The 20,999-nt window shown below is 60.5% G+C and carries 17 protein-coding genes; 8 read left to right on the forward strand and 9 right to left on the reverse strand.

Going from position 1 to position 20,999, the window contains the following annotated elements:
- Positions 1-68 precede the first annotated feature (68 nt).
- Genes C9383_RS02655 through C9383_RS02665 form a run of 3 tightly spaced genes read right to left on the reverse strand, consistent with a single transcriptional unit; the run spans position 69 to position 3,313 of the window.
- Positions 69-1,313, reverse strand: coding sequence for a lipoprotein-releasing ABC transporter permease subunit (locus C9383_RS02655; RefSeq protein ID WP_090366151.1), 1,245 nt, complete (start codon positions 1,311-1,313; stop codon positions 69-71).
- A gap of 58 nt (positions 1,314-1,371) precedes the next feature.
- Entirely contained in the window at positions 1,372-2,055 is a 684-nt protein-coding gene (gene lolD / locus C9383_RS02660) for a lipoprotein-releasing ABC transporter ATP-binding protein LolD (RefSeq protein ID WP_162843511.1), read from the reverse strand.
- Between the two features lie 7 nt (positions 2,056-2,062).
- Positions 2,063-3,313: a lipoprotein-releasing ABC transporter permease subunit gene (locus tag C9383_RS02665; RefSeq protein ID WP_060753157.1), complete on the reverse strand. Its 1,251-nt coding sequence runs from the start codon at positions 3,311-3,313 to the stop codon at positions 2,063-2,065.
- A 94-nt stretch (positions 3,314-3,407) separates the two neighbouring features.
- On the opposite strand from C9383_RS02665, the gene C9383_RS02670 reads away from it, so the two are divergent.
- Positions 3,408-3,992 carry a PilZ domain-containing protein gene (locus C9383_RS02670; protein WP_090366152.1) on the forward strand — a complete coding sequence of 195 codons (585 nt, stop codon included), beginning with the start codon at positions 3,408-3,410 and terminating at the stop codon, positions 3,990-3,992.
- Positions 3,993-4,035: 43 nt separating this feature from the next.
- A complete protein-coding gene (locus C9383_RS02675; RefSeq protein WP_060753155.1) occupies positions 4,036-4,758 on the forward strand; it encodes a glycerophosphodiester phosphodiesterase in 723 nt (240 codons plus the stop codon).
- A gap of 42 nt (positions 4,759-4,800) precedes the next feature.
- Here the strand turns inward: C9383_RS02675 and sthA are convergent, their stop codons facing one another.
- The gene (gene sthA / locus C9383_RS02680) at positions 4,801-6,195 is read right to left on the reverse strand and encodes a Si-specific NAD(P)(+) transhydrogenase (RefSeq protein ID WP_060753154.1); all 1,395 of its coding nucleotides are present in this window, start codon (positions 6,193-6,195) and stop codon (positions 4,801-4,803) included.
- Between the two features lie 359 nt (positions 6,196-6,554).
- Here sthA and tcuC point away from each other — a divergent pair, with 359 nt between their 5' ends.
- Positions 6,555-7,847: an MFS transporter gene (tcuC, locus tag C9383_RS02685; protein ID WP_090366154.1), complete on the forward strand. Its 1,293-nt coding sequence runs from the start codon at positions 6,555-6,557 to the stop codon at positions 7,845-7,847.
- 62 nt (positions 7,848-7,909) lie between these two features.
- On the opposite strand, the gene C9383_RS02690 is transcribed toward tcuC, so the two are convergent.
- Entirely contained in the window at positions 7,910-9,373 is a 1,464-nt protein-coding gene (locus tag C9383_RS02690; protein WP_060753152.1) for a glyceraldehyde-3-phosphate dehydrogenase, read from the reverse strand.
- A 340-nt stretch (positions 9,374-9,713) separates the two neighbouring features.
- On the opposite strand from C9383_RS02690, the gene mfd reads away from it, so the two are divergent.
- The 3 genes from mfd to C9383_RS02705 are packed head-to-tail and all read left to right on the forward strand — an operon-like array spanning position 9,714 to position 16,444.
- Complete coding sequence (gene mfd / locus C9383_RS02695) at positions 9,714-13,163, forward strand: transcription-repair coupling factor (protein ID WP_060753151.1); 3,450 nt, start codon at positions 9,714-9,716, stop codon at positions 13,161-13,163.
- Between the two features lie 11 nt (positions 13,164-13,174).
- Entirely contained in the window at positions 13,175-13,744 is a 570-nt protein-coding gene (locus C9383_RS02700; RefSeq protein WP_090366155.1) for a CsiV family protein, read from the forward strand.
- A 9-nt stretch (positions 13,745-13,753) separates the two neighbouring features.
- On the forward strand, positions 13,754-16,444 hold the full coding sequence (locus C9383_RS02705; RefSeq protein ID WP_090366157.1) for a DEAD/DEAH box helicase: 2,691 nt from the start codon (positions 13,754-13,756) through the stop codon (positions 16,442-16,444).
- 111 nt (positions 16,445-16,555) lie between these two features.
- On the opposite strand, the gene nagZ is transcribed toward C9383_RS02705, so the two are convergent.
- Positions 16,556-17,566: a beta-N-acetylhexosaminidase gene (gene nagZ / locus C9383_RS02710; protein ID WP_060753148.1), complete on the reverse strand. Its 1,011-nt coding sequence runs from the start codon at positions 17,564-17,566 to the stop codon at positions 16,556-16,558.
- Positions 17,567-17,719: 153 nt separating this feature from the next.
- Positions 17,720-18,427, reverse strand: coding sequence for a TetR/AcrR family transcriptional regulator (locus tag C9383_RS02715; RefSeq protein ID WP_053255043.1), 708 nt, complete (start codon positions 18,425-18,427; stop codon positions 17,720-17,722).
- A gap of 262 nt (positions 18,428-18,689) precedes the next feature.
- Between C9383_RS02715 and lexA the strand changes: the two genes are divergently transcribed.
- Positions 18,690-19,298 carry a transcriptional repressor LexA gene (gene lexA / locus C9383_RS02720; protein WP_090366159.1) on the forward strand — a complete coding sequence of 203 codons (609 nt, stop codon included), beginning with the start codon at positions 18,690-18,692 and terminating at the stop codon, positions 19,296-19,298.
- Between the two features lie 10 nt (positions 19,299-19,308).
- Positions 19,309-19,782, forward strand: coding sequence for an SOS-induced cell division inhibitor SulA (gene sulA, locus C9383_RS02725; protein ID WP_090366160.1), 474 nt, complete (start codon positions 19,309-19,311; stop codon positions 19,780-19,782).
- 280 nt (positions 19,783-20,062) lie between these two features.
- Here the strand turns inward: sulA and C9383_RS02730 are convergent, their stop codons facing one another.
- A complete protein-coding gene (locus C9383_RS02730; RefSeq protein WP_017254451.1) occupies positions 20,063-20,296 on the reverse strand; it encodes a hypothetical protein in 234 nt (77 codons plus the stop codon).
- 130 nt (positions 20,297-20,426) lie between these two features.
- Positions 20,427-20,948, reverse strand: a complete 522-nt coding sequence (locus C9383_RS02735) for a DUF6586 family protein (RefSeq protein WP_060753145.1) — start codon at positions 20,946-20,948, stop codon at positions 20,427-20,429.
- Positions 20,949-20,999: the final 51 nt, after the last annotated feature.

The raw sequence follows: 20,999 nt of genomic DNA on the forward strand, positions 1-20,999 counted from the left end.
CCCACATTTTGAATTGTGAATACATCCAAATGTGGGAGGGGGCTTGCTCCCGATAGCGGTCTCGAACCCTACGAATATCTCAGCGCATGCGCCGGTTCGATCTTCGCCGCCCGATAAGCCGGGTACAACGTCGCCAAAAAGCTCAGCACAAACCCGGCCGTGCAAATCAGCAACACATCGCCGCCCTGCAGTTCCGAGGGCAGGTTGCTGACAAAATACACATCCGAGCTGAAGATATGCTGCCCGGTCACCCGCTCCAGCCAGCCCACCAGTTCACTCACGTTCAATGCCGCGATCACACCGAGCACGCCACCGATCAAGGTGCCGACGATGCCGATGACCGTGCCCTGCACCATGAAGATCGCCATGATCTGGCGTGGCGTGGCACCGATGGTGCGCAGGATCGCGATATCCGCGCCCTTGTCGTTCACGACCATGATCAGGGTGGCGATGATGTTGAACGCAGCGACGGCGACGATCATCAGCAACAGCAGGCCGATCATGGTCTTTTCCATCTTCATCGCGCTGAACAGGCTGCCCTGGGTGTGGGTCCAGTCATCGGCCTTGTAAGCGGCGCCCAGGCTGGCGGCGATATCCGCCGAGACCTTGGGCGCTGCGTACAGGTCTTTCACCGCCAGGCGCACGCTTTGCACCTGGTTCGGCTGCCAATGCTGTATCTCTGCCGCGTCAGCCATGTGGATCAAGGCCATGGAGCCATCCAGCTCGGCGCCGACCTTGAAGATACCGACCACGTTCAAACGCTGCATGCGCGGCGTGATGCCCCCCGGTGCAGTGCTGACTTCCGGCACGATCAGGGTGAGCTTGTCACCCACGTTCAGGCGAAAACGCCGTGCGGTGATTTCGCCCACCACCACACCGAACTCGCCTGGCTTGAGGTCATCCAGTTTGCCGCGCACGATGTGCTGGGCCACGATGGATACCTTGCCTTCCTGGGCCGGGTCGACGCCGCTGATCTCGATCGGCTGCATCGCACCTTTGTAGGAAAACATGCCATCCATCTGCGTGAACGGCACGGCCGCCGTGACTTCAGGGTTCTTCATGGCGGCCGCAGCCACCGGCTGCCAGTCATTGATCGGGTTCACGCCTACGATGGTGGCGTGGGGCACCATGCCGAGGATGCGCGAACTCATTTCGCGCTGGAAGCCGTTCATCACCGACAGCACCACGATCATCGCCAATACGCCCAGGGCGAGACCGATCATCGAGGTCATCGAGATAAACGAAACAAAACGGTTGCGGCGCTTGGCGCGGGTATAGCGCGTGCCGATGAAAATCGATAACGGTCTGAACATTCGCGGGCACCGTTGAAAAAATGGAAAACCCGACGTCCGGCGCCGGGCTTGAAACGGGTCAGATGGCGACCAGATGACCTTCCTGCAAGTGCAACACGCGATCCATCTGGCGGGCCATGCTCATGTCATGGGTAACCACCAGGAACGCGGTGCGCATCTGGGTGCTCAGTTCCAGCATCAAGTCCTTGATGCCCTGGGCCGTGTGGGTATCGAGGTTGCCGGTGGGCTCATCCAGCATCACCAGCCCGGGGTTGTTGACCAGGGCACGGGCAATCGCCACGCGCTGGCGTTCACCGCCGGACAGCTCGGCCGGTTTGTGCTCCAGGCGATGCCCCAGGCCGACACGTTCCAACAGCGCTTTTGCGCGCTGGCGCGCTTCCGGGATGGCGGTCTTGCCGATCAGCAGCGGCATGCATACGTTTTCCAGGGCGGTGAATTCCGGCAACAGGTGGTGGAACTGGTACACAAAACCGAGTGAACGGTTGCGCAGTTGGCCACGGGCCTTCTCGCCCAGGGCCGACAATTCTTCACCGGCCAGCCAGACGCTGCCCGCCGACGGCGTATCCAGGCCGCCCAACAGGTTGAGCAAGGTACTCTTGCCGGAACCGGAACTGCCGACGATCGCCACGCGCTCGCCAGGATGAAGTTCCAGTTGCAGGTTGGACAGCACCACCACCGACTCCGGGCCTTCCTCGTAGGATTTGCCCAGGTTGCGGCAGCTCAGGATTGCTTTTTCACTCATGCCCGATTCACTCATAACGTAAGGCCTGTGCTGGCTGGGTACGTGCCGCGCGCCAGGCTGGATACAGGGTGGCAAGGAAACTCAAGACCAACGCGGCACCGCCGACCATCAACACGTCCTGGGCCTGAACCTGGGACGGCAGGTAGTCGATGAAGTAGACGTCGGCGTTGAGGAACTTGTGGCCGATAACTTTTTCCAGTGCAGCGATGGCGGCGCTGACATTCAGCGCGGCGAGAATGCCGACAGCGGTGCCGATCAACGTGCCGACCACGCCGATCACGGTGCCCTGCACCATGAAGATCGCCATGATCTGCCCCGGCGTGGCGCCGAGGGTACGCAGGATCGCGATGTCACCCTTCTTGTCATTCACCACCATCACCAGCGTGGAAATGATGTTGAAGGCCGCCACGGCGACGATCAGCAGCAACAGCAGGCCGATCATGGCTTTTTCCATGCGAATGGCCTGGTAGAGGTTGCCGTGGGTGCGGGTCCAGTCGCGTGCGTAGTACTGACTGTCGCCCAAGTGCTGGGCGATTTCCCACGACGCGCGCGGTGCATCGAACAGGTCGTTGAACTTCAGCCGCAGCCCCTGCACCTGATCCGGCTGCCAACGGTGCAGGCGGGCCAGGTCGGTGAGGTTGGTCAGGCCGAGGTAGCCGTCGATTTCGCCGGCGCCCACGTGGAAGGTGCCGACTACGGTGAAGCGCTTCATGCGCGGGAACATGCCCGCCGGGGTCACGGTGACTTCCGGCGCGACGAAGGTCAGCTTGTCGCCCACCCCCACACCGAGCTTGGCCGCGGCCTTGTCGCCGATCACGATGCCGAAGCTGCCGGGCGCCAGGTCATCGAGTTTGCCTTGCAGCATAAACTTATCGATGATCGAGACCTTGCGTTCCTCGGCCGGGTCGATGGCATTGAGCAGGATCTTCTGCACCTTGCCGTCGTTGGTCAGCAACCCCTGCATCTGGGTAAAGGGCGCCACGGCCACTACCTTGGGGTTCTGCTTGACCTTGTCGGCCAGGCTTTGCCAGTCGCTGATGGGCGAATCGGCCTCGATGGTCGCGTGGGGCACCATGCCCAGCACGCGGGTGCGCATCTCATGGTCGAAGCCGTTCATGACCGACAGCACCACGATCATCACGACCACGCCCAAGGCGAGCCCGATCATCGAGGTCAAGGAAATGAACGACACAAAATGATTGCGGCGCTTTGCACGGGTATAACGCGTGCCAATGAATACGAAGAGAGGTCTGAACATGTCGGGGCTTGTTCGGAGGAAAAGAAGACGTCCCGGTGGCGGGGTCTGGTAAGCAGCTTTACACTCTGACCATTACCGTTACCTGGGGTTCGCCATGTCGACATTAGATGAAGAAGAGCGCCGCGAATACTACCGTATCGACGACATGATCGCACTCCAAATCAAATGCCTGTCCGCCCCCGAAGCCGCGAGCAAGGAAGTGTTGCAGGATGATTCGCCGCTGTTCAATCTGCTCAGCGAGCTGCACCTCAGTGAATTCGAAGCCCAACACCTGTTACGCCAGCTCAGTGAGAAGGATCGCACCCTCGCCGCGTTCCTGCGCGTGCAGAACAAACGCCTGGACCTGCTCAGCCAGATCATGGCCCGCGGCCTGCTCGATGAGGTCGGCGCACCGCAGCCGGTGATCATTTCCGAAGGGGGCATCGATTTCCAACACCCCACCCCGCTGGCCACCGGCGCTCACCTCGCCGTCAAGCTGGTGCTCATGCCCCAGGCCCTTGGCCTGCTGCTGCGTGCGCGGGTAACCCATTGCGACCCCAAGGGCAGTGGTTTTGACGTGGGCACCGAATTCGAAGCCATGACCGATGCCCAACGCCAATTGCTGGCGCGCTACATCCTGCAGAAACAAGCACAGGAACGCCGCTTGGCGCGGGAAAAGAGCAACGCCCCAGACACTTGATTCATCTTTACCCGGCCAGCAGACCTGGCATTAAGGAGCAATTGTGACCCTGATCTACGGCCATCGCGGTGCCAAAGGCGAAGCACCGGAAAACACCCTGACCAGCTTTCAGGAGTGCCTCAAGCACGGTGTACGCCGTTGCGAACTGGATCTGCACCTGTCCATGGACGGCGAGTTGATGGTCATCCACGACCCGACCCTCAAGCGCACCACCGACCGGCGCGGCAAAGTCGTCGAGTATTCGGCGGCCGACCTTGTGAAGATGGACGCACGCAAAGGCGGCCCGGGCTGGGTCAAGCCGTGCCCGATTCCCCGCCTGGAAGAACTGTTCGAACAGTGCGACTTCGATCACTGGCAACTGGAAGTCAAAAGCGCTTCACGCACCCGCGCCGCCACCACCGTGCTGGCGATTCGGGAAATGGCCGTACGCTTTGGCCTGATGGACAAGGTCACCGTGACCTCAAGCTCGCGGGAAGTGTTGAAGGCGGCGCTGGAACTGACCCCGGACCTGTCACGCGGCCTGGTTGCCGAGTATGCCTGGCTCGACCCGCTGAAAATCGCGCAGAACTATGGCTGTGAGATCCTGGCGTTGAACTGGACGTTGTGCACCCCTGAGCGCCTGGAAAAAGCCCAGCGTCAGGGCCTGCACGTGTCCGTGTGGACAGTCAACGAACCTGCGCTGATGCGCAGGCTCGCCGACTTCGGCGTAGATAGCCTGATTACAGACTTTCCCGGTTTGGCCACTGCCACCCTCGAGAATTACTGAAATCGGTCTCCCCGGCCGGCTCAGGCCACCGGCCGGAGCCGCTCAAAAAAGCCGGTTGAGGCCGTCGTAGGCCGCTACCCGATAGGCTTCGGCCATGGTCGGGTAGTTGAAGGTGGTGTTGACGAAATACTTGAGGGTATTTTGCTCACCCGGCTGGTTCATGATGGCCTGGCCGATATGCACGATCTCCGAAGCTTGGTAGCCGAAGCAATGCACGCCGAGGACTTCCAGGGTTTCGCGATGGAACAGGATCTTCAGCATGCCTTGCGGCTCGCCGGCGATCTGCGCACGCGCCATGCTCTTGAAGAACGCCTTGCCCACTTCATAAGGCACCTTGGCCTTGGTCAGTTCGTGCTCGTTCTTGCCGATCGAGCTGATCTCCGGAATGGTGTAGATCCCGGTCGGCACGTCGTTCACATAGCGCCAGCTGCCATTGTCGACGATGCTGCCCGCCGCCGAACGGCCTTGGTCGTGCGCCGCACTGGCCAGGCTTGGCCAGCCGATCACGTCACCCGCGCCGTAGATGTTCGGCACGCAGGTGCGGTAATTCTCGTCCACCTCGATCTGGCCACGGCTGTTGACCTTGACCCCGATGTTTTCCATGCCCAGCTTGTCGGTGTTGCCGGTACGGCCGTTGCACCACAACAAGGCGTCGGCCTTGATCTTCTTGCCGGACTTGAGGTGCAGGATCACACCATTGTCCAGACCTTCGACCCGCTCATATTCTTCGTTATGGCGCACGGTGATGTTGTTGTTGCTGAAGTGGTAGCTCAACGCCTGGGAAATTTCCGAGTCGAGGAAGCTCAGCAACTGGTCGCGGTTGTCCACCAATTCCACCAACACGCCCAGGCCGCTGAAGATCGAGGCGTATTCACAGCCGATCACGCCGGCGCCGTAGATGATCAGTTTGCGCGGGGTGTGGCCCAGGCTGAGGATGGTGTCGCTATCGTAGATACGCGCGTGGTTGAAATCGATATCGGCCGGGCGATACGGGCGCGAACCGGTGGCGATGATGATGTGCTTGGCCACCAACTTCTCGACCACACCATTGGAGCACACCACTTCAACGGTTTGCTCGTCGGCAAAACTGCCGGTGCCGAAGAACAGGTCGACACGGTTACGGGCGTAGTAACCGGTGCGCGACGCCACCTGCTTGGCGATGACTTTCTCGGCACTTTTCAACACGTCCGGGAACGAGAACCAGCGCGGCTCACCAATGGCCCGGAACATCGGGTTGGTGTTGAACTGCATGATCTGGCGCACCGAGTGACGCAAAGCCTTGGACGGGATGGTGCCCAGGTGGGTGCAGTTACCGCCGACCTGGCGACGGCTATCGACCATCGCCACCTTGCGCCCTGCCTTCGCAGCGTTCATCGCCGCACCTTCTCCAGCCGGGCCGGAACCCAGTACCACCACGTCGTAGTTGTAGACAGCCATGCGTACTCCTCAGAACAGGCCAGGCGCACGGTTGGACGCCTGGCTAAATCATGCCGCGGCCAGCGGTCATGAAGGACAATTCGGCTCAAGTGTGTGAACCGGGGCACAGTCTATATAAGGCTCAACGCCGCGCACATTAACCCTTGGTCGCGTCATAGGCCAGTATTGACTTAACGACAGATCCAGGAAATTGCAATAACTGCGACAACCAGTCACTTGACTATCGGTTTTTATTGCCTGGCATGGCTAATACACATATGGTTACAAAACTGTTCAGTGAAGCCTCGCGTAGCGACTTTGCAGCAAGGATGACCAGCGACCAGGGATCACCAATAAGATAGCCAAAATGAGTGCATGACATGTCCACGTCAACGGGCAAAGGCAAAGCGATCTTTCGCGTTGTCAGCGGTAACTTCCTCGAAATGTTCGACTTCATGGTCTACGGCTTCTACGCCACGGCCATTGCCAAGACCTTCTTCCCCACCGACAGCGCCTTCGCGTCCCTGATGCTGTCCCTGGCGACGTTCGGTGCCGGCTTCCTCATGCGCCCGCTGGGTGCGATCTTCCTCGGCGCCTACATTGACCGTCACGGCCGTAAAAAAGGCCTGGTGATCACCCTGGCGCTGATGGCCGCCGGCACCATCCTGATTGCCTGCGTGCCGGGGTATGCCACCCTGGGTGTCGCGGCGCCACTGATCGTACTGCTAGGCCGCCTGCTGCAAGGCTTCTCCGCCGGCGTGGAGCTGGGCGGCGTTTCGGTGTACCTGGCGGAAATCGCCACACCCGGCCGCAAGGGCTTTTTCGTCAGTTGGCAGTCCGCCAGCCAACAGGCCGCTGTGGTATTCGCCGGCCTGCTCGGCGTGGGCCTGAACCACTGGCTCAGCCCCGAAGAAATGGGTGACTGGGGCTGGCGCGTGCCGTTCCTGATCGGCTGCCTGATCGTGCCGGTGATCTTTGTGATTCGCCGCTCCCTGGAGGAAACCCCTGAATTCCAGGCACGTAAACACCGCCCTACCCTGCAGGAAATCGTCCGCTCGATCGGCCAGAACTTCGGCATCGTCATCGCCGGCATGGCATTGGTGGTGATGACCACTGTATCGTTCTACCTGATCACGGCCTACACGCCGACCTTCGGCAAGGCGGAGTTGCACTTGTCGGACTTCGATGCCCTGCTGGTGACCGTGTGCGTGGGGATTTCCAACTTTATCTGGCTGCCGGTAATGGGTGCTGTGTCCGACAAGATCGGGCGTAAACCCCTGCTGATGGGGGCGACGATTCTGGCGATCCTCACGGCGTATCCGGCCCTGTCTTGGCTGGTGGCCAATCCAAGCTTCAGCCATCTGCTGATCGTGCTGTTGTGGCTGTCGTTCCTGTACGGTTCGTACAACGGTGCGATGGTAGTGGCGCTCACCGAGATCATGCCGGTCGACGTGCGTACCACCGGTTTCTCCCTGGCCTACAGCCTGGCGACCGCAACGTTCGGCGGGTTTACCCCTGCGGCCTGTACCTACCTGATCCACGTACTGGACAACAAGGCGGCACCTGGGATCTGGCTCAGTGGCGCGGCCGTGCTGGGGTTGATTGCGACCCTGGTCCTGTTCAAGGGCAACCGGCATGCGCTGCGCACTGCCGAGGCCGCCGTCGTTCGCTGAACACTGAACCGCAGACAAAAAAACGCCCCGACATGTCGGGGCGTTTTCATTACGGCTGATGCTTAGCGCGGGAACGCAGGCGGGTTGACCCCAGCCATGTCTTCCATCACGCGAACCACCTGGCAGCTGTAGCCGAACTCGTTGTCGTACCACACGTACAGGACAACGCGGTTGTCCTGGGTGATGGTCGCCTCGGCATCCACCACACCGGCGTGGCGCGAGCCAACGAAGTCGGTGGATACCACTTCCTGCGAATTGACGAAGTCGATCTGCTTATGCAGATCGGAGTGCAGCGCCATATAGCGCAGGTACTCGTTCATTTCTTCACGGGTGGCGGCTTTCTCGAGGTTCAGGTTGAGAATGGCCATCGACACGTTTGGCGTTGGAACGCGGATCGCGTTACCGGTCAGCTTGCCGGCCAGCTCAGGCAATGCCTTGGCAGCAGCGGTGGCGGCACCGGTCTCGGTGATTACCATGTTCAACGCGGCGCTACGACCACGGCGATCGCCTTTGTGGAAGTTGTCGATCAGGTTCTGGTCGTTGGTGTACGAGTGAACGGTTTCGACGTGGCCATTGACGATGCCGAACTTGTCATTCACAGCCTTCAGCACCGGCACGATGGCGTTGGTGGTGCAGGAAGCGGCGGACACGATCTTGTCGTCAGCGGTGATTTCGCCGTGGTTGATGCCGTGAACGATGTTCTTCAGCTTGCCCTTGCCAGGCGCGGTCAACACAACGCGATCGATACCCGGGCAGGCCAGGTGCTGGCCCAGGCCGTCGGCATCACGCCATACGCCGGTGTTGTCCACCAGCAGGGCGTCCTTGATACCGTACTGGGTGTAATCCACCTCGGACGGGTTCTTCGCGTAGATCACCTGGATCAGGTTACCGTTGGCGGTGATGGTGTTGTTTTCTTCGTCGATGACGATGGTGCCATTGAACGGGCCGTGTACCGAGTCGCGACGCAGCAGGCTTGCGCGCTTGGTCAGGTCGTTCTCTGCGCCTTTGCGCACAACGATGGCACGCAGGCGCAGGCCATCGCCACCACCGGTTTTCTCGATCAGGATGCGCGCCAGCAGGCGGCCGATACGACCGAAACCGTACAGGACAACGTCGGTGCCTTTACGGGCAGCGGCGTTTTGCTGGCCAATCACCTCGGCCATTTCTTCACGCACGAACTGCTCGGCGCTGCGGCCATTGCCTTCGTTGCGGAATTTATAGGCCAACTTGCCCAGGTCTACCGAGGCCGCGCCGAGCTTGAGCTCGCTCATGGCCTTGAGCAGCGGGAATGTTTCGTGGACGGAGAGTTCGCTGTCGTCGGCGGAGCGATGGCGTGCAAAGCGGTGGGCTTTGAGAATCGCAATGACAGACTGGTTGATCAGGCTGCGGCCATAGATCGAGCTCACCACATTGTTATTGCGGTACAGCTGACCGATAAGCGGAATCATCGCTTCTGCGAGTGCTTCACGGTCGATCCATTCACCAAGACACTGGTCGGGCTTCTGAGTCACGGGAACCTTCCACATGTAGGGGCAGAAAAAAGGGGCTACATTATGACGCCCGACCGCCCTCGGAGCAATGCGCCAAAGCCAACAAAAAGTGCTTGCCAAAAACAGACACCCCGCTGCAGCCCAGTAAATACGCGGCTTCCAGAAGGCCGCCGGATAGGCGACCCAGGCGACTTGTCCGTAACCCTCCGAAAACCATGCACCGTTTGGCACTACATATTGAGTCAAAACGCAGCTTTGTTTGTCTTAGCCACTACATTTCCTACAAACCGCATTAGGCACAGTCAGCAACTGACAGGCGGCACCTTGGGCCGTTACAATTACCGACTTTGTCGCAACGCTTGGAGCTCAACCTTCCGTGCCCGTTCTGCGTCTACCGCTTCTCCCTGCCGCGGCAGGTAAACAGCACTGGGGCAACCTGCCCGGTGCCGCCCTGAGCCTGGCCATTGCCGAGGCTGCCAGCGCAGCCAAGCGCTTTACCCTGCTGCTCACCGCCGACAGCCAAAGTGCCGAACGGCTGGAGCAGGAGCTGAGCTTCTTCGCCCCCGATTTGCCGGTGCTGCATTTCCCCGACTGGGAAACCCTGCCCTACGACCTGTTCTCGCCGCACCAGGACATCATCTCCCAACGCATCGCCAGCCTGTATCGCTTGCCGGAGTTGGCCCACGGTGTACTGGTGGTGCCGATCACCACGGCGCTGCACCGCCTGGCGCCGACCAAGTTCCTGCTCGGTAGCAGCCTGGTGCTGGATGTCGGCCAGAAACTCGACGTGGACCAGATGCGCACGCGCCTGGAAGCCAGCGGCTACCGCTGCGTCGACACGGTGTACGAACACGGCGAGTTCGCCGTGCGCGGGGCACTGATCGACCTGTTCCCCATGGGCAGCAAACTGCCGTATCGCATCGACCTGTTCGATGACGAAATCGAGACCCTGCGCACCTTCGACCCGGAAAACCAACGCTCCATCGACAAGGTCGATTCGGTCAAGCTGCTGCCGGCGCGGGAATTCCCCCTGCAAAAGGATGCGGTGACCCGCTTCAAGGCGCGCTTTCGCGAGCGCTTCGACGTGGACTTCCGCCGCTGCCCGATCTTTCAGGATTTGAGCAGTGGGATTACGCCGGCCGGGATCGAGTACTACCTGCCACTGTTCTTCGACGAAACCTCCACCCTGTTCGATTACCTGCCCCAGGACACCCAGGTGTTCTCGCTACCGGGTATCGAACAAGCGGCGGAGAACTTCTGGAACGATGTGCGTAACCGCTATGAAGAGCGTCGCGTCGATCCGTCCCGTCCTTTATTACCGCCCGCCGAATTGTTCCTGCCGGTGGAAGACTGCTTCGCGCGCCTGAAAAGCTGGCCGCGCGTGGTTGCCAGCCAGCAAGACGTGGAAGCCGGCAGCGGCCGCGAGCGCTTCCCCGCGCAAACGCTGCCGGACCTGGCAATTGAAGCCAAGGCCAATCAGCCGTTGGAAGCGCTGTCGAATTTCCTCGGCGATTTCCCTGGCCGCGTGTTGTTTACCGCTGAATCCGCCGGCCGCCGCGAAGTGCTGCTGGAGCTGCTGGAACGCTTGAAGCTGCGCCCGAAAACCGTCGACAACTGGCCGGACTTCGTTGCGGGCAAAGATCGCCTGGCGATTACCATTGCGCCGTTGGACGAGGGCTTGTTGTTGAACGACCCGGCCCTGGCGCTGATCGCCGAGAGCCCGCTGTTCGGCCAACGCGTGATGCAGCGCCGCCGCCGAGAAAAACGTGCCGACGCCAACAACGATGCGGTCATAAAGAACCTCACCGAGCTGCGCGAAGGCGCACCGGTGGTGCATATCGACCATGGCGTAGGTCGCTATCTGGGCCTGCAGACGCTGGAGATTGATAACCAGGCCGCCGAATTCCTCACCATGGAATACGCCGAGGGCGCCAAGCTCTACGTGCCCGTGGCCAACCTGCACCTGATCGCCCGCTACACCGGCAGCGACGACGCCTTGGCGCCGCTGCACCGCCTGGGTTCCGAGACCTGGCAGAAAGCCAAGCGCAAAGCCGCCGAACAGGTGCGCGATGTGGCCGCCGAGCTGCTCGACATCTACGCCCGCCGCGCCGCCCGCGAAGGTTATGCGTTCGCCGATCCGAAGGCCGACTACGCCACCTTCAGCGCCGGCTTCGCCTTCGAAGAAACCCCGGACCAGCAAACCACCATCGAAGCCGTGCGCGCCGACATGCTCGCACCCAAGCCGATGGACCGCCTGGTGTGCGGCGACGTGGGCTTCGGCAAGACCGAAGTGGCCATGCGTGCAGCGTTCATTGCCGTACACGCGGGCAAGCAAGTGGCGATTCTGGTGCCGACCACCCTGCTCGCCCAACAGCACTACAACAGCTTTCGCGACCGTTTTGCCGACTGGCCGGTGACCGTGGAAGTGATGAGCCGCTTCAAGTCGGCCAAGGAAGTGAGTGCCGCCGTCGCCGATCTCGCCGAAGGCAAGATCGACATCGTGATCGGCACCCACAAGCTGCTGTCGGACGATGTGAAGATCAAGAACCTGGGCCTGGTGATCATCGACGAAGAACACCGCTTTGGGGTGCGCCAGAAGGAACAGCTCAAGGCCCTGCGCAGCGAAGTCGACATCCTGACCCTTACCGCCACGCCGATCCCGCGCACGCTGAACATGGCGGTGTCGGGCATGCGCGACCTGTCGATCATCGCCACGCCGCCGGCGCGCCGCTTGTCGGTGCGCACCTTCGTCATGGAGCAGAACAAAAGCACGGTCAAGGAAGCGCTGCTGCGCGAATTGCTGCGCGGCGGGCAGGTTTATTACCTGCACAACGATGTGAAAACCATTGAGAAATGCGCTGCCGACCTCGCCGAGCTGGTGCCGGAAGCCCGTATTGCCATCGGCCACGGCCAGATGCGCGAACGTGAACTCGAACAGGTGATGAGCGACTTCTATCACAAGCGCTTCAACGTGCTGATCGCCTCGACCATTATCGAGACCGGCATCGACGTGCCGAGCGCCAACACCATCATCATCGAGCGCGCCGACAAGTTCGGCCTGGCCCAATTGCACCAGTTGCGTGGCCGCGTCGGGCGCAGCCACCACCAGGCCTACGCCTATCTGCTGACGCCTCCACGCCAGCAGATTACCGGGGATGCCGAAAAGCGCCTGGAAGCGATCGCCAACACCCAGGACCTGGGGGCCGGTTTTGTACTGGCCACCAACGACCTGGAAATCCGCGGTGCCGGCGAATTGCTGGGCGACGGCCAGAGCGGACAGATCCAGGCGGTGGGCTTCACCCTGTATATGGAAATGCTGGAACGCGCCGTGAAGGCCATTCGCAAGGGCGAGCAACCGAACCTCGACCAACCCTTGGGTGGCGGTCCGGAAATCAACCTGCGCTTGCCGGCGCTGATCCCCGAGGATTATCTGCCGGATGTGCATGCACGATTGATCCTGTACAAGCGCATTGCCTCGGCCACCGATGAAGAAGGTCTCAAGGACCTGCAGGTGGAAATGATCGACCGCTTCGGCCTGTTGCCTGAACCGACCAAGAACCTGGTGCGCCTGACCTTGCTCAAATTGCAGGCCGAGCAGTTGGGGATCAAGAAGGTCGACGCCGGGCCTCAAGGTGGGCGCATCGAATTTGCCGCGCAAACGCCGGTTGACCCCTTGGTGCTGATCAAGCTGATCCAGGGGCAGCCCAACCGTTACAAGTTCGAAGGGGCTACGCTGTTCAAATTCATGGTCCCGATGGAACGCGCCGAAGAACGCTTTAATACCCTGGAGGCGCTGTTTGAGCGCCTCATTCCGAAATCCGCTTGAAGGACGCCCCCATGCGCCTGCTCCGCACCCTAAGCCTGCTGTTGGTGGTACTCGCACCGGCGGCCTTTGCCGACAGCCCGTATCAGGTGGAAATGATCCTGGTACGCCAGAACGCGGAGCCGGTGATCAACAGCCGCGCCGCGCCGGAAAACTGGGATGCCGGTGCCGTTCACCTGGGCAACGATAAAATCAGCCCGCCGCGCCTGAACAACATCGTCGACAAACTCAATGCGGACAACAGCTACACCGTGCTGGCGCACAAAGCCTGGGAGCAGAACCTTGGCGATCAACCGGTGAAAGTCGCGATCACCGACGGCCAGGAACAATTCGGCCAGTTCCCTATCGAAGGCGTGCTGAACCTGCAATTGGGCCGTTTCACCGATATCGACGCCGACTTCTGGATCAACCAGTTCGACAGCAATGGCAGCGTGATCGCCAGCGAGCACCTGGCCCAGAAAGACGTGCGCACCAAGAACAACCAGCTCAACTACCTGGATGGCGGCCATCTGGCGCTGCTGATCAAGATCACTTCGCTGACCGCCAAGCCACCCAGCGCACCACCGCCCGACATTCAGGACTGATCCAGCGCCATGCCCCTGACGTCGTCATTGACCAAACCGCTGGCCCCCTCGTGGGCCAACCGCTTTAAAGAGCAGAGCTTGGAGCGCGGGCGGCGTTATGCACTGGAAAATCGCGTGCGCATCGTCGAGTCCGGCGACAGCACCATCATCGCCAGTTGTGAAGGCTCCGGCAGCAACGTTTACCGGCAGACCATCTCACTGCGCGAATCGGCCAAGGGCACACTGATTCTGGTGGACAGCCGCTGTACCTGCCCGGTGCACACCAACTGCAAACACATCGCGGCGGTATTGCTCAAGGTTCAGGAAACCCTGGCTTACCCGGCCGCCGCCCAGGACGCCGAGCTGCTGGAAAAGCTCCAGGCCGTACTGGATAACCGCGTGGTGTTGCCGCAAGTGGTGATGGAAGATGTGCCGCCCGTGCCGCGCTTATGGCTGGCCAGTGCCGAATTCAGTGCGTTCGAGCCGCGCAACGGCAAGATGCAGCGCTATATCCAGCACCGTGCGGCGTTGTCGTTCAATTATTTGGGCAACTATGTCAGCGGGCAGAAAAACGCCGACATCATCGTGCGCCAGGAAACCCAGAGCCTGCGTATCAAGCGGCATCCCGAGCTGGAACAGCGCTATCGCGAGCAACTGCGCCTGCTGGGCTTCAAGATCGCTACGCGGCAGAGCAAAGCCCTGCCGGAAAGCGCCGGCGAACTGTTCGAAATGGTCAATGACAGCGCCTGGCTGAACTTCACCCTCAATGCATCGCCCACCTTGCGCAGCGAAGGCTGGGAGCTGCAGATCGATGAAGATTTCGGCTTCGACCTGAGCGCCGTCGATGATTGGTACGCCACGGTCGATGAAGGGCCGGAGCGCGACTGGTTCGACCTGGAGTTGGGGATTATCGTCAACGGTGAGCGCCTGAGCCTGCTGCCGATCCTGTTGAACCTGATGCGCTCCCACACCGAAATTCTCAACCCGGAAAAACTCGCACGGCGCCGCGATGACGAGCTGATCCTGGTGAATATCCCGGGGCTGCCCAATGGTCATGGGCCGCTGCAAGTAGCGCTGCCCTATGGCCGGTTGAAACCGGTATTGGCCACCCTTGGCGAGTTTTATCTGCAAGATCCCGGCACCACCACACTGCGCCTGGCAAAGGCCGACGCGATTCGCCTGAACCCACTCGAAGACCTGCCACTGCAATGGGAAGGTGGCGAGAAAATCCGCAACTTTGCCCAACGCCTGCGCGACATCAAGGATTTCACCTGCATAGCGCCCGAAGGGCTGAACGCAACCTTGCGCCCGTATCAGCTGGAAGGCTTGAGCTGGATGCAGTCGCTGCGCCAACTGGACGTCGGTGGGATTCTTGCGGATGACATGGGCCTGGGTAAAACCTTGCAAACCCTGGCGCATATTCTCAGTGAAAAAACCGCCGGGCGCCTGGACCGGCCGTGCATGGTGGTGATGCCCACCAGCCTGATTCCCAACTGGCTGGATGAGGCGGCGCACTTCACACCGCAGCTCAGGGTATTGGCGCTGTACGGTGCGGGACGCAAGAAACATTTCCCGAACCTGCAGGACTATGACCTGCTGCTGACCACGTATGCGTTGTTGCCCAAGGACATCGAACGGCTCGCCGCCCTGCCCTTGCATGTGCTGATCCTGGACGAAGCTCAATACATCAAGAACCCCAACAGCAAGGCGGCCCAGGCGGCGCGCGAACTGAATGCACGGCAGCGCCTGTGCCTGAGTGGTACGCCACTGGAAAACCACCTGGGCGAGCTGTGGTCGTTGTTCCACTTTCTGCTGCCGGGCTGGCTGGGCGATGTCAAAAGCTTCAACCGCGATTACCGCGTGCCCATCGAAAAGCGCGCCAGTGATGTGCGATTGCAGCATCTCAATGGTCGGATCAAACCGTTCCTGCTGCGCCGCACCAAGGAGCAGGTGGCAACTGAGTTGCCACCCAAGACCGAGATCATCCACTGGGTCGATCTCAATGAGGCCCAGCGCGATGTGTACGAGACCATGCGCCTGGCCATGGACAAGAAGGTGCGCGACGAGATCACCCGCAAGGGGGTGGCCCGCAGCCAGATCATCATTCTTGAAGCACTGCTCAAGCTGCGCCAGGTGTGCTGCGACCTGCGCCTGGTCAACGACGCGACCTTGCCCGTACGGGGCAGCAGCTCCGGCAAGCTCGACAGCCTGATGGAGATGCTCGAGGAACTGTTTGAAGAGGGGCGGCGAATCCTGCTGTTTTCCCAATTCACCTCGATGCTCAGCCTGATCGAGACCGAGCTGAAAAACCGTGGCATCGCCTACGCCCTGTTGACCGGCCAGACCCGGGATCGGCGTACACCGGTGAAGGATTTCCAGAGCGGCAAACTGCAGATTTTTCTGATCAGCCTGAAGGCGGGTGGCGTAGGCTTGAACCTGACCGAAGCCGACACCGTGATCCATTACGACCCATGGTGGAACCCGGCCACGGAAAACCAGGCCACCGACCGCGCCTATCGCATCGGGCAAGAGAAGCCAGTGTTCGTGTACAAGATGATTGCCCGAGGCACGGTGGAGGAGAAAATCCAGCACCTGCAGAAGGAGAAGTCCGACTTGACGGCAGGCGTGCTGGATGGTCGCACGACCGGGGACTGGCAATTGGGCAACGAGGATATCGAGGCGTTGTTTGCACCGTTGCCCAACAAACAGGAAAAGCGCTGACGGTCAGACCGTCATCGGGAGCAAGCCCCCTCCCGCACTTGACCGCGTTTCATCTGAAGAAACGCGATCAGTGTGGGAGGGGGCTTGCTCCCGATAGCCGCGACGCGGTGTTCAGTCGATCAACTGAGCCTCGCGCAACGCAGTGAGCGCCACCAACCAACGCGGGTCCTGCTTGTAGTCCGTCGATGCAATCGCCTGGCCACGCATGCGTGCAATGCGGGCCGATGGCTTGACCTTCATACGCTGTGCCGCGCTGAGTGCAAGCTCGGCGGCGGCACGATCGTTACACACCAACCCCATGTCGCAACCCGCTGTCAGCGCCGCTTCAATACGGCTCGCAGCGTCGCCCACCACGTGCGCCCCAGCCATGGACAGGTCATCGCTGAAGATGACCCCGTCGAACTGCAATTCGCCGCGCAGGATGTCCTGCAACCAGCGTCGCGAGAAACCGGCGGGCTGGGAATCCACTTGCGGATAAATCACGTGCGCAGGCATCACTGCCGCCAACTGCTTGCTCAGGCGTGCGAAAGGCACCAGGTCATTGTTGCGAATCTGTTCCAGGCTGCGTTCGTCATTGGGAATAGCAACGTGGGAATCAGCCTCAGCCCAACCGTGCCCCGGGAAGTGTTTACCGGTAGCGGCCATGCCGGCGCTGTTCATGCCCCGGATAAACGCCCCGGCGAGCACGGCCGCACGCTCGGGGTCAGCCTCGAAGGAGCGCGTGCCGACCACGGCGCTGCGCTGGTAATCCAGATCCAGTACCGGGGCAAAGCTCAGGTCAAGGCCCACAGCCAGCACCTCAGTTGCCATGATCCAGCCACACTGCTCGGCCAGGTATTCGGCATTGGGGTTATCCGCCAAGGCGCGCATCGCCGGCAAACGCACGAAGCCTTGGCGCAGGCGCTGCACGCGACCGCCCTCCTGGTCGACCGCCAGCAGCAAATCCGGGCGCACCGCACGGATGGCCGCGCTCAGCTCGCGGACCTGGCGCGGATGCTCGATATTGCGTGCAAAAATGATCAGCCCACCCACTTCCGGCTGACGCAACAGGTGACGATCCTCGGCCGTCAGCCAGGTACCGGCAACGTCGACCATCAAAGAACCTTGCAGGGCAGCAGTCATAAACCTTCCTTAAATAACGCACACAACCCGTTGCCCTCACGCAGCCCCCTTCATACTGGGCGCTGAGTGAAAGCAACGGGTTGCGAGTCAATAGCTGAAATCGGCATGGTGGCTAGCTTAGCGGATGCCAGCAGCCAAGCACACCCGGCACGGTCATGCTTTGGCGACGGCCGGTGTCGATTTGCTGCGAGGACGCAATTGGGCGGCAGCCATGGCTTGATCGGTCACACCGGTTTCAGCACGCATGCCGGCGGCGAGAAATGGCACCATCAGGCGCATCACCTGCTCGATGGATGTGTTGACGCCGAAATCGGTCTCGGCAATGGCGCGCAATGCCTTGATCCCGGACATGCTGAACGCGGCGGCACCGAGCATGAAGTGCACACGCCAGAACAATTCGATCGGCGGAATACGTGGGGCGGCTTCATTGACCAACAACATGTAACGGCGAAATACCTTGCCGTACATATCTTCAAGATAACGCCGCAGGTGGCCCTGACTCTGGCTGAACGCCAGGCCTAACAGGCGCATGAAAATCGACAGGTCGTTGCCGCTGCGCGGTTGCACCACCAGCGCCTGTTCAACCAGGATTTCCAGCAGGTCTTCCAGGCTTGGCTTGTTTTCCGGCTTGGTCTGGCGACGCTCCAGTTCACGGTCGAGGCTGGCGCAGAACGGCCCCAGGAAGCGCGAGAATACCGCCTGGATCAGGGCTTTTTTCGAGCCGAAATGGTAATTCACTGCCGCGAGGTTGACCCCAGCCTTGCTGGTGATCAGACGCAATGAGGTTTCAGCAAATCCTTTTTCCGCGAACAACTGCTCGGCAGCATCGAGAATGCGTTCAACGGTTTCCGACTGGGCCATGGCTACTCCGCCTGACAAACACTTGTTTGAAACATACGTTTCAGAGTATGTCTTGTCAAGCCTGCGGTCCATTTTCCGGCCGGGCAGTCACCTGTTTCAGCGCTATTTAATCACATCCTTGCGGCTCTATAGGCAGCGCTGTCGCTGCCCTGCAGGCGCACCGACAAATGACCGTCCAGCGGAGCGCTCGAAAAGGATGATTGCCAAGCGCAGTCCACTGTATATAATCCCAGTCACTGTATAAAAAGACAGAGCGATCAACATGCTAAAACTGACGCCACGCCAAGCTGAGATTCTGGCTTTTATCAAGCGCTGCCTCGATGACAACGGCTACCCGCCGACCCGAGCGGAAATTGCGCTGGAACTGGGATTCAAGTCTCCCAACGCCGCCGAAGAACACCTCAAGGCCCTCGCTCGCAAAGGCGCGATCGAGATGACCCCAGGCGCTTCACGCGGTATCCGCATCCCTGGCTTCGAAGCCAAGGCCGATGAGTCGACGCTACCCATTATCGGCCGCGTCGCTGCTGGCGCGCCGATCCTGGCGCAGCAGCACGTCGAGGAGTCCTGCAACATCAACCCGACCTTCTTCCATCCGCGCGCCGACTACCTGTTACGGGTTCAAGGCATGAGCATGAAGGATGTGGGTATTTTCGACGGAGACCTGCTGGCCGTCCATACCACCCGCGAAGCCCGTAATGGCCAGATCATCGTCGCGCGTATTGGCGATGAAGTGACCGTCAAACGCTTCAAGCGCGAAGGCAGCAAGGTCTGGCTTATAGCCGAAAACCCTGAGTTCGCCCCGATCGAAGTCAACCTGAAAGATCAGGACCTGGTGATCGAAGGCCTGAGCGTCGGCGTCATTCGCCGCTAAAGGAGGCACCATGCAGCTCGTGCACACCCCACAGCACACTCAACTGTCGCTGTTCGAGGCCTTCATGGCCCAACCTCTTGTGCCAATCCTCAAGGAAGCGGTCGAAGCGCCTTGGAGCGCCGAACCTGAGGCGTTCAGCGAGCTGTCGTTGCGCGGTGCTGCCGAGAGCTGCCTGAACCTGCTGGCGCCGATCCTTCGCGAATTAAGCGAGGAGAAAGACGCGCGCTGGCTGACGCTGATCGCCCCGCCCGCCAGCCTGACCCAGGCCTGGCTGCGGGACGCCGGCCTCAACCGCGAACGCATCCTGCTGTTGCAACCGCGCGGTACGCAAAGTGCCCAGCAATTGACCTGTGAAGCTTTGCGACTGGGCCGTAGCCATACAGTCGTCAGCTGGTTGAACCCACTGAACGCTAGCGCAAAGCAACAGTTGATCAATGCCGCACGTGAAGGCGACGCGCAAAGCTTGAATATTCGATTAGGGTAAAAGCGGGATGCTGCATTCAATGCGGGGGGGGGGGACTTTCAATGCCGGGGGCTGTAGTGAGCGGGCTTGCCCCGCGCTGGGCTGCGAAGCGGCCCCAAATTGAACAACGCGATACATCAGAAACCAAGCGATCTTAAATCGACCAACGCACTACATCAGTAACTAAGCGACACCTGGTTTTGGGGCTGCTTCGCAGCCCAGCGCGGGGCAAGCCCGCTCACTACAAAAACCGCGCCCACAGGAAGGGATCAGTTAAAACCGCACAGTCCAAAAGCAGGAATCAGTGAAGCACGCGTGGCCCATCTTCCTTCTCTGGCTCGCCTTCCGCCAGACGACCAGCCATCTGTACGCCCACGCTCAACATGGCTTTAGCCACTTCCACGTGCTGGCCTTGCAGGAACGCTTTTGCGTCCTCGGAAAAATCCAGAATAACCAGAGAACCCTCGTCCTCAGCGCGGCGCAGCTCGATTCGACCGTCAGGCAACTCGACAATTTCCAGAAAGGACGTTGGCATAAAAATGTGTTCTCCACGAAAGGCCAGGATTATATCAGTCATCCACCCAGCCCCGCAGAGGTTCTGAAGAGGTTTCTTTACAGCTTGATGAACGGTGCTTTGTGCTGTGCACCCGAACAATAGGGGTGCCTCAGCACTCGTTCAACCCTTCCCGAAACCGCAAGGCCATCTTTTTCAGCTCCTGACGCCAGCTTTCCAGCTCTTCGCGGCTCAATGGCTTGGGTTCATCATCTTCCAGGGCAACCGCCACAATCAGCGGCTGGGTCACATCGCCCTTGGGCACGTGGCGAACCCGTGGCGGCTGGAACATATCAGCATGAGCCTTGAGCAGGCGGGCGACCCAACTGTCAGGGTTTTGAGCCATTTCTACCAATTCCGCCAGTTCCGGGATGGCCATGGCTTCCAGCACTTGCGGGCTCATGATCATCTCTGCACGAGGTGAGCCGGCCTGGGGCAGGCGATAGAACCCGGCAATTTCATGGCACAGCCCCAGCAAGGCGCCGTACAGATGAAACAGTGCGGCCTCACGCCCCGCCTGGACCAGCGCGATGGCGTTCATCTCTTTCCCTTCCTCGGCGCGGCCAAGGGCATCCAGGGACAAACCCGCGAAGTAAATTTTCTGGTTGGTACGGGTATAGAGTTCGTTGGCCATAAAGGCAGTCTCCACAACGAATAGAACGTGATGCCGGCTACGTTTGGAGCG

It is taken from the genome of Pseudomonas palleroniana, assembly GCF_003031675.1.
Taxonomy (GTDB): domain Bacteria; phylum Pseudomonadota; class Gammaproteobacteria; order Pseudomonadales; family Pseudomonadaceae; genus Aquipseudomonas; species Aquipseudomonas palleroniana.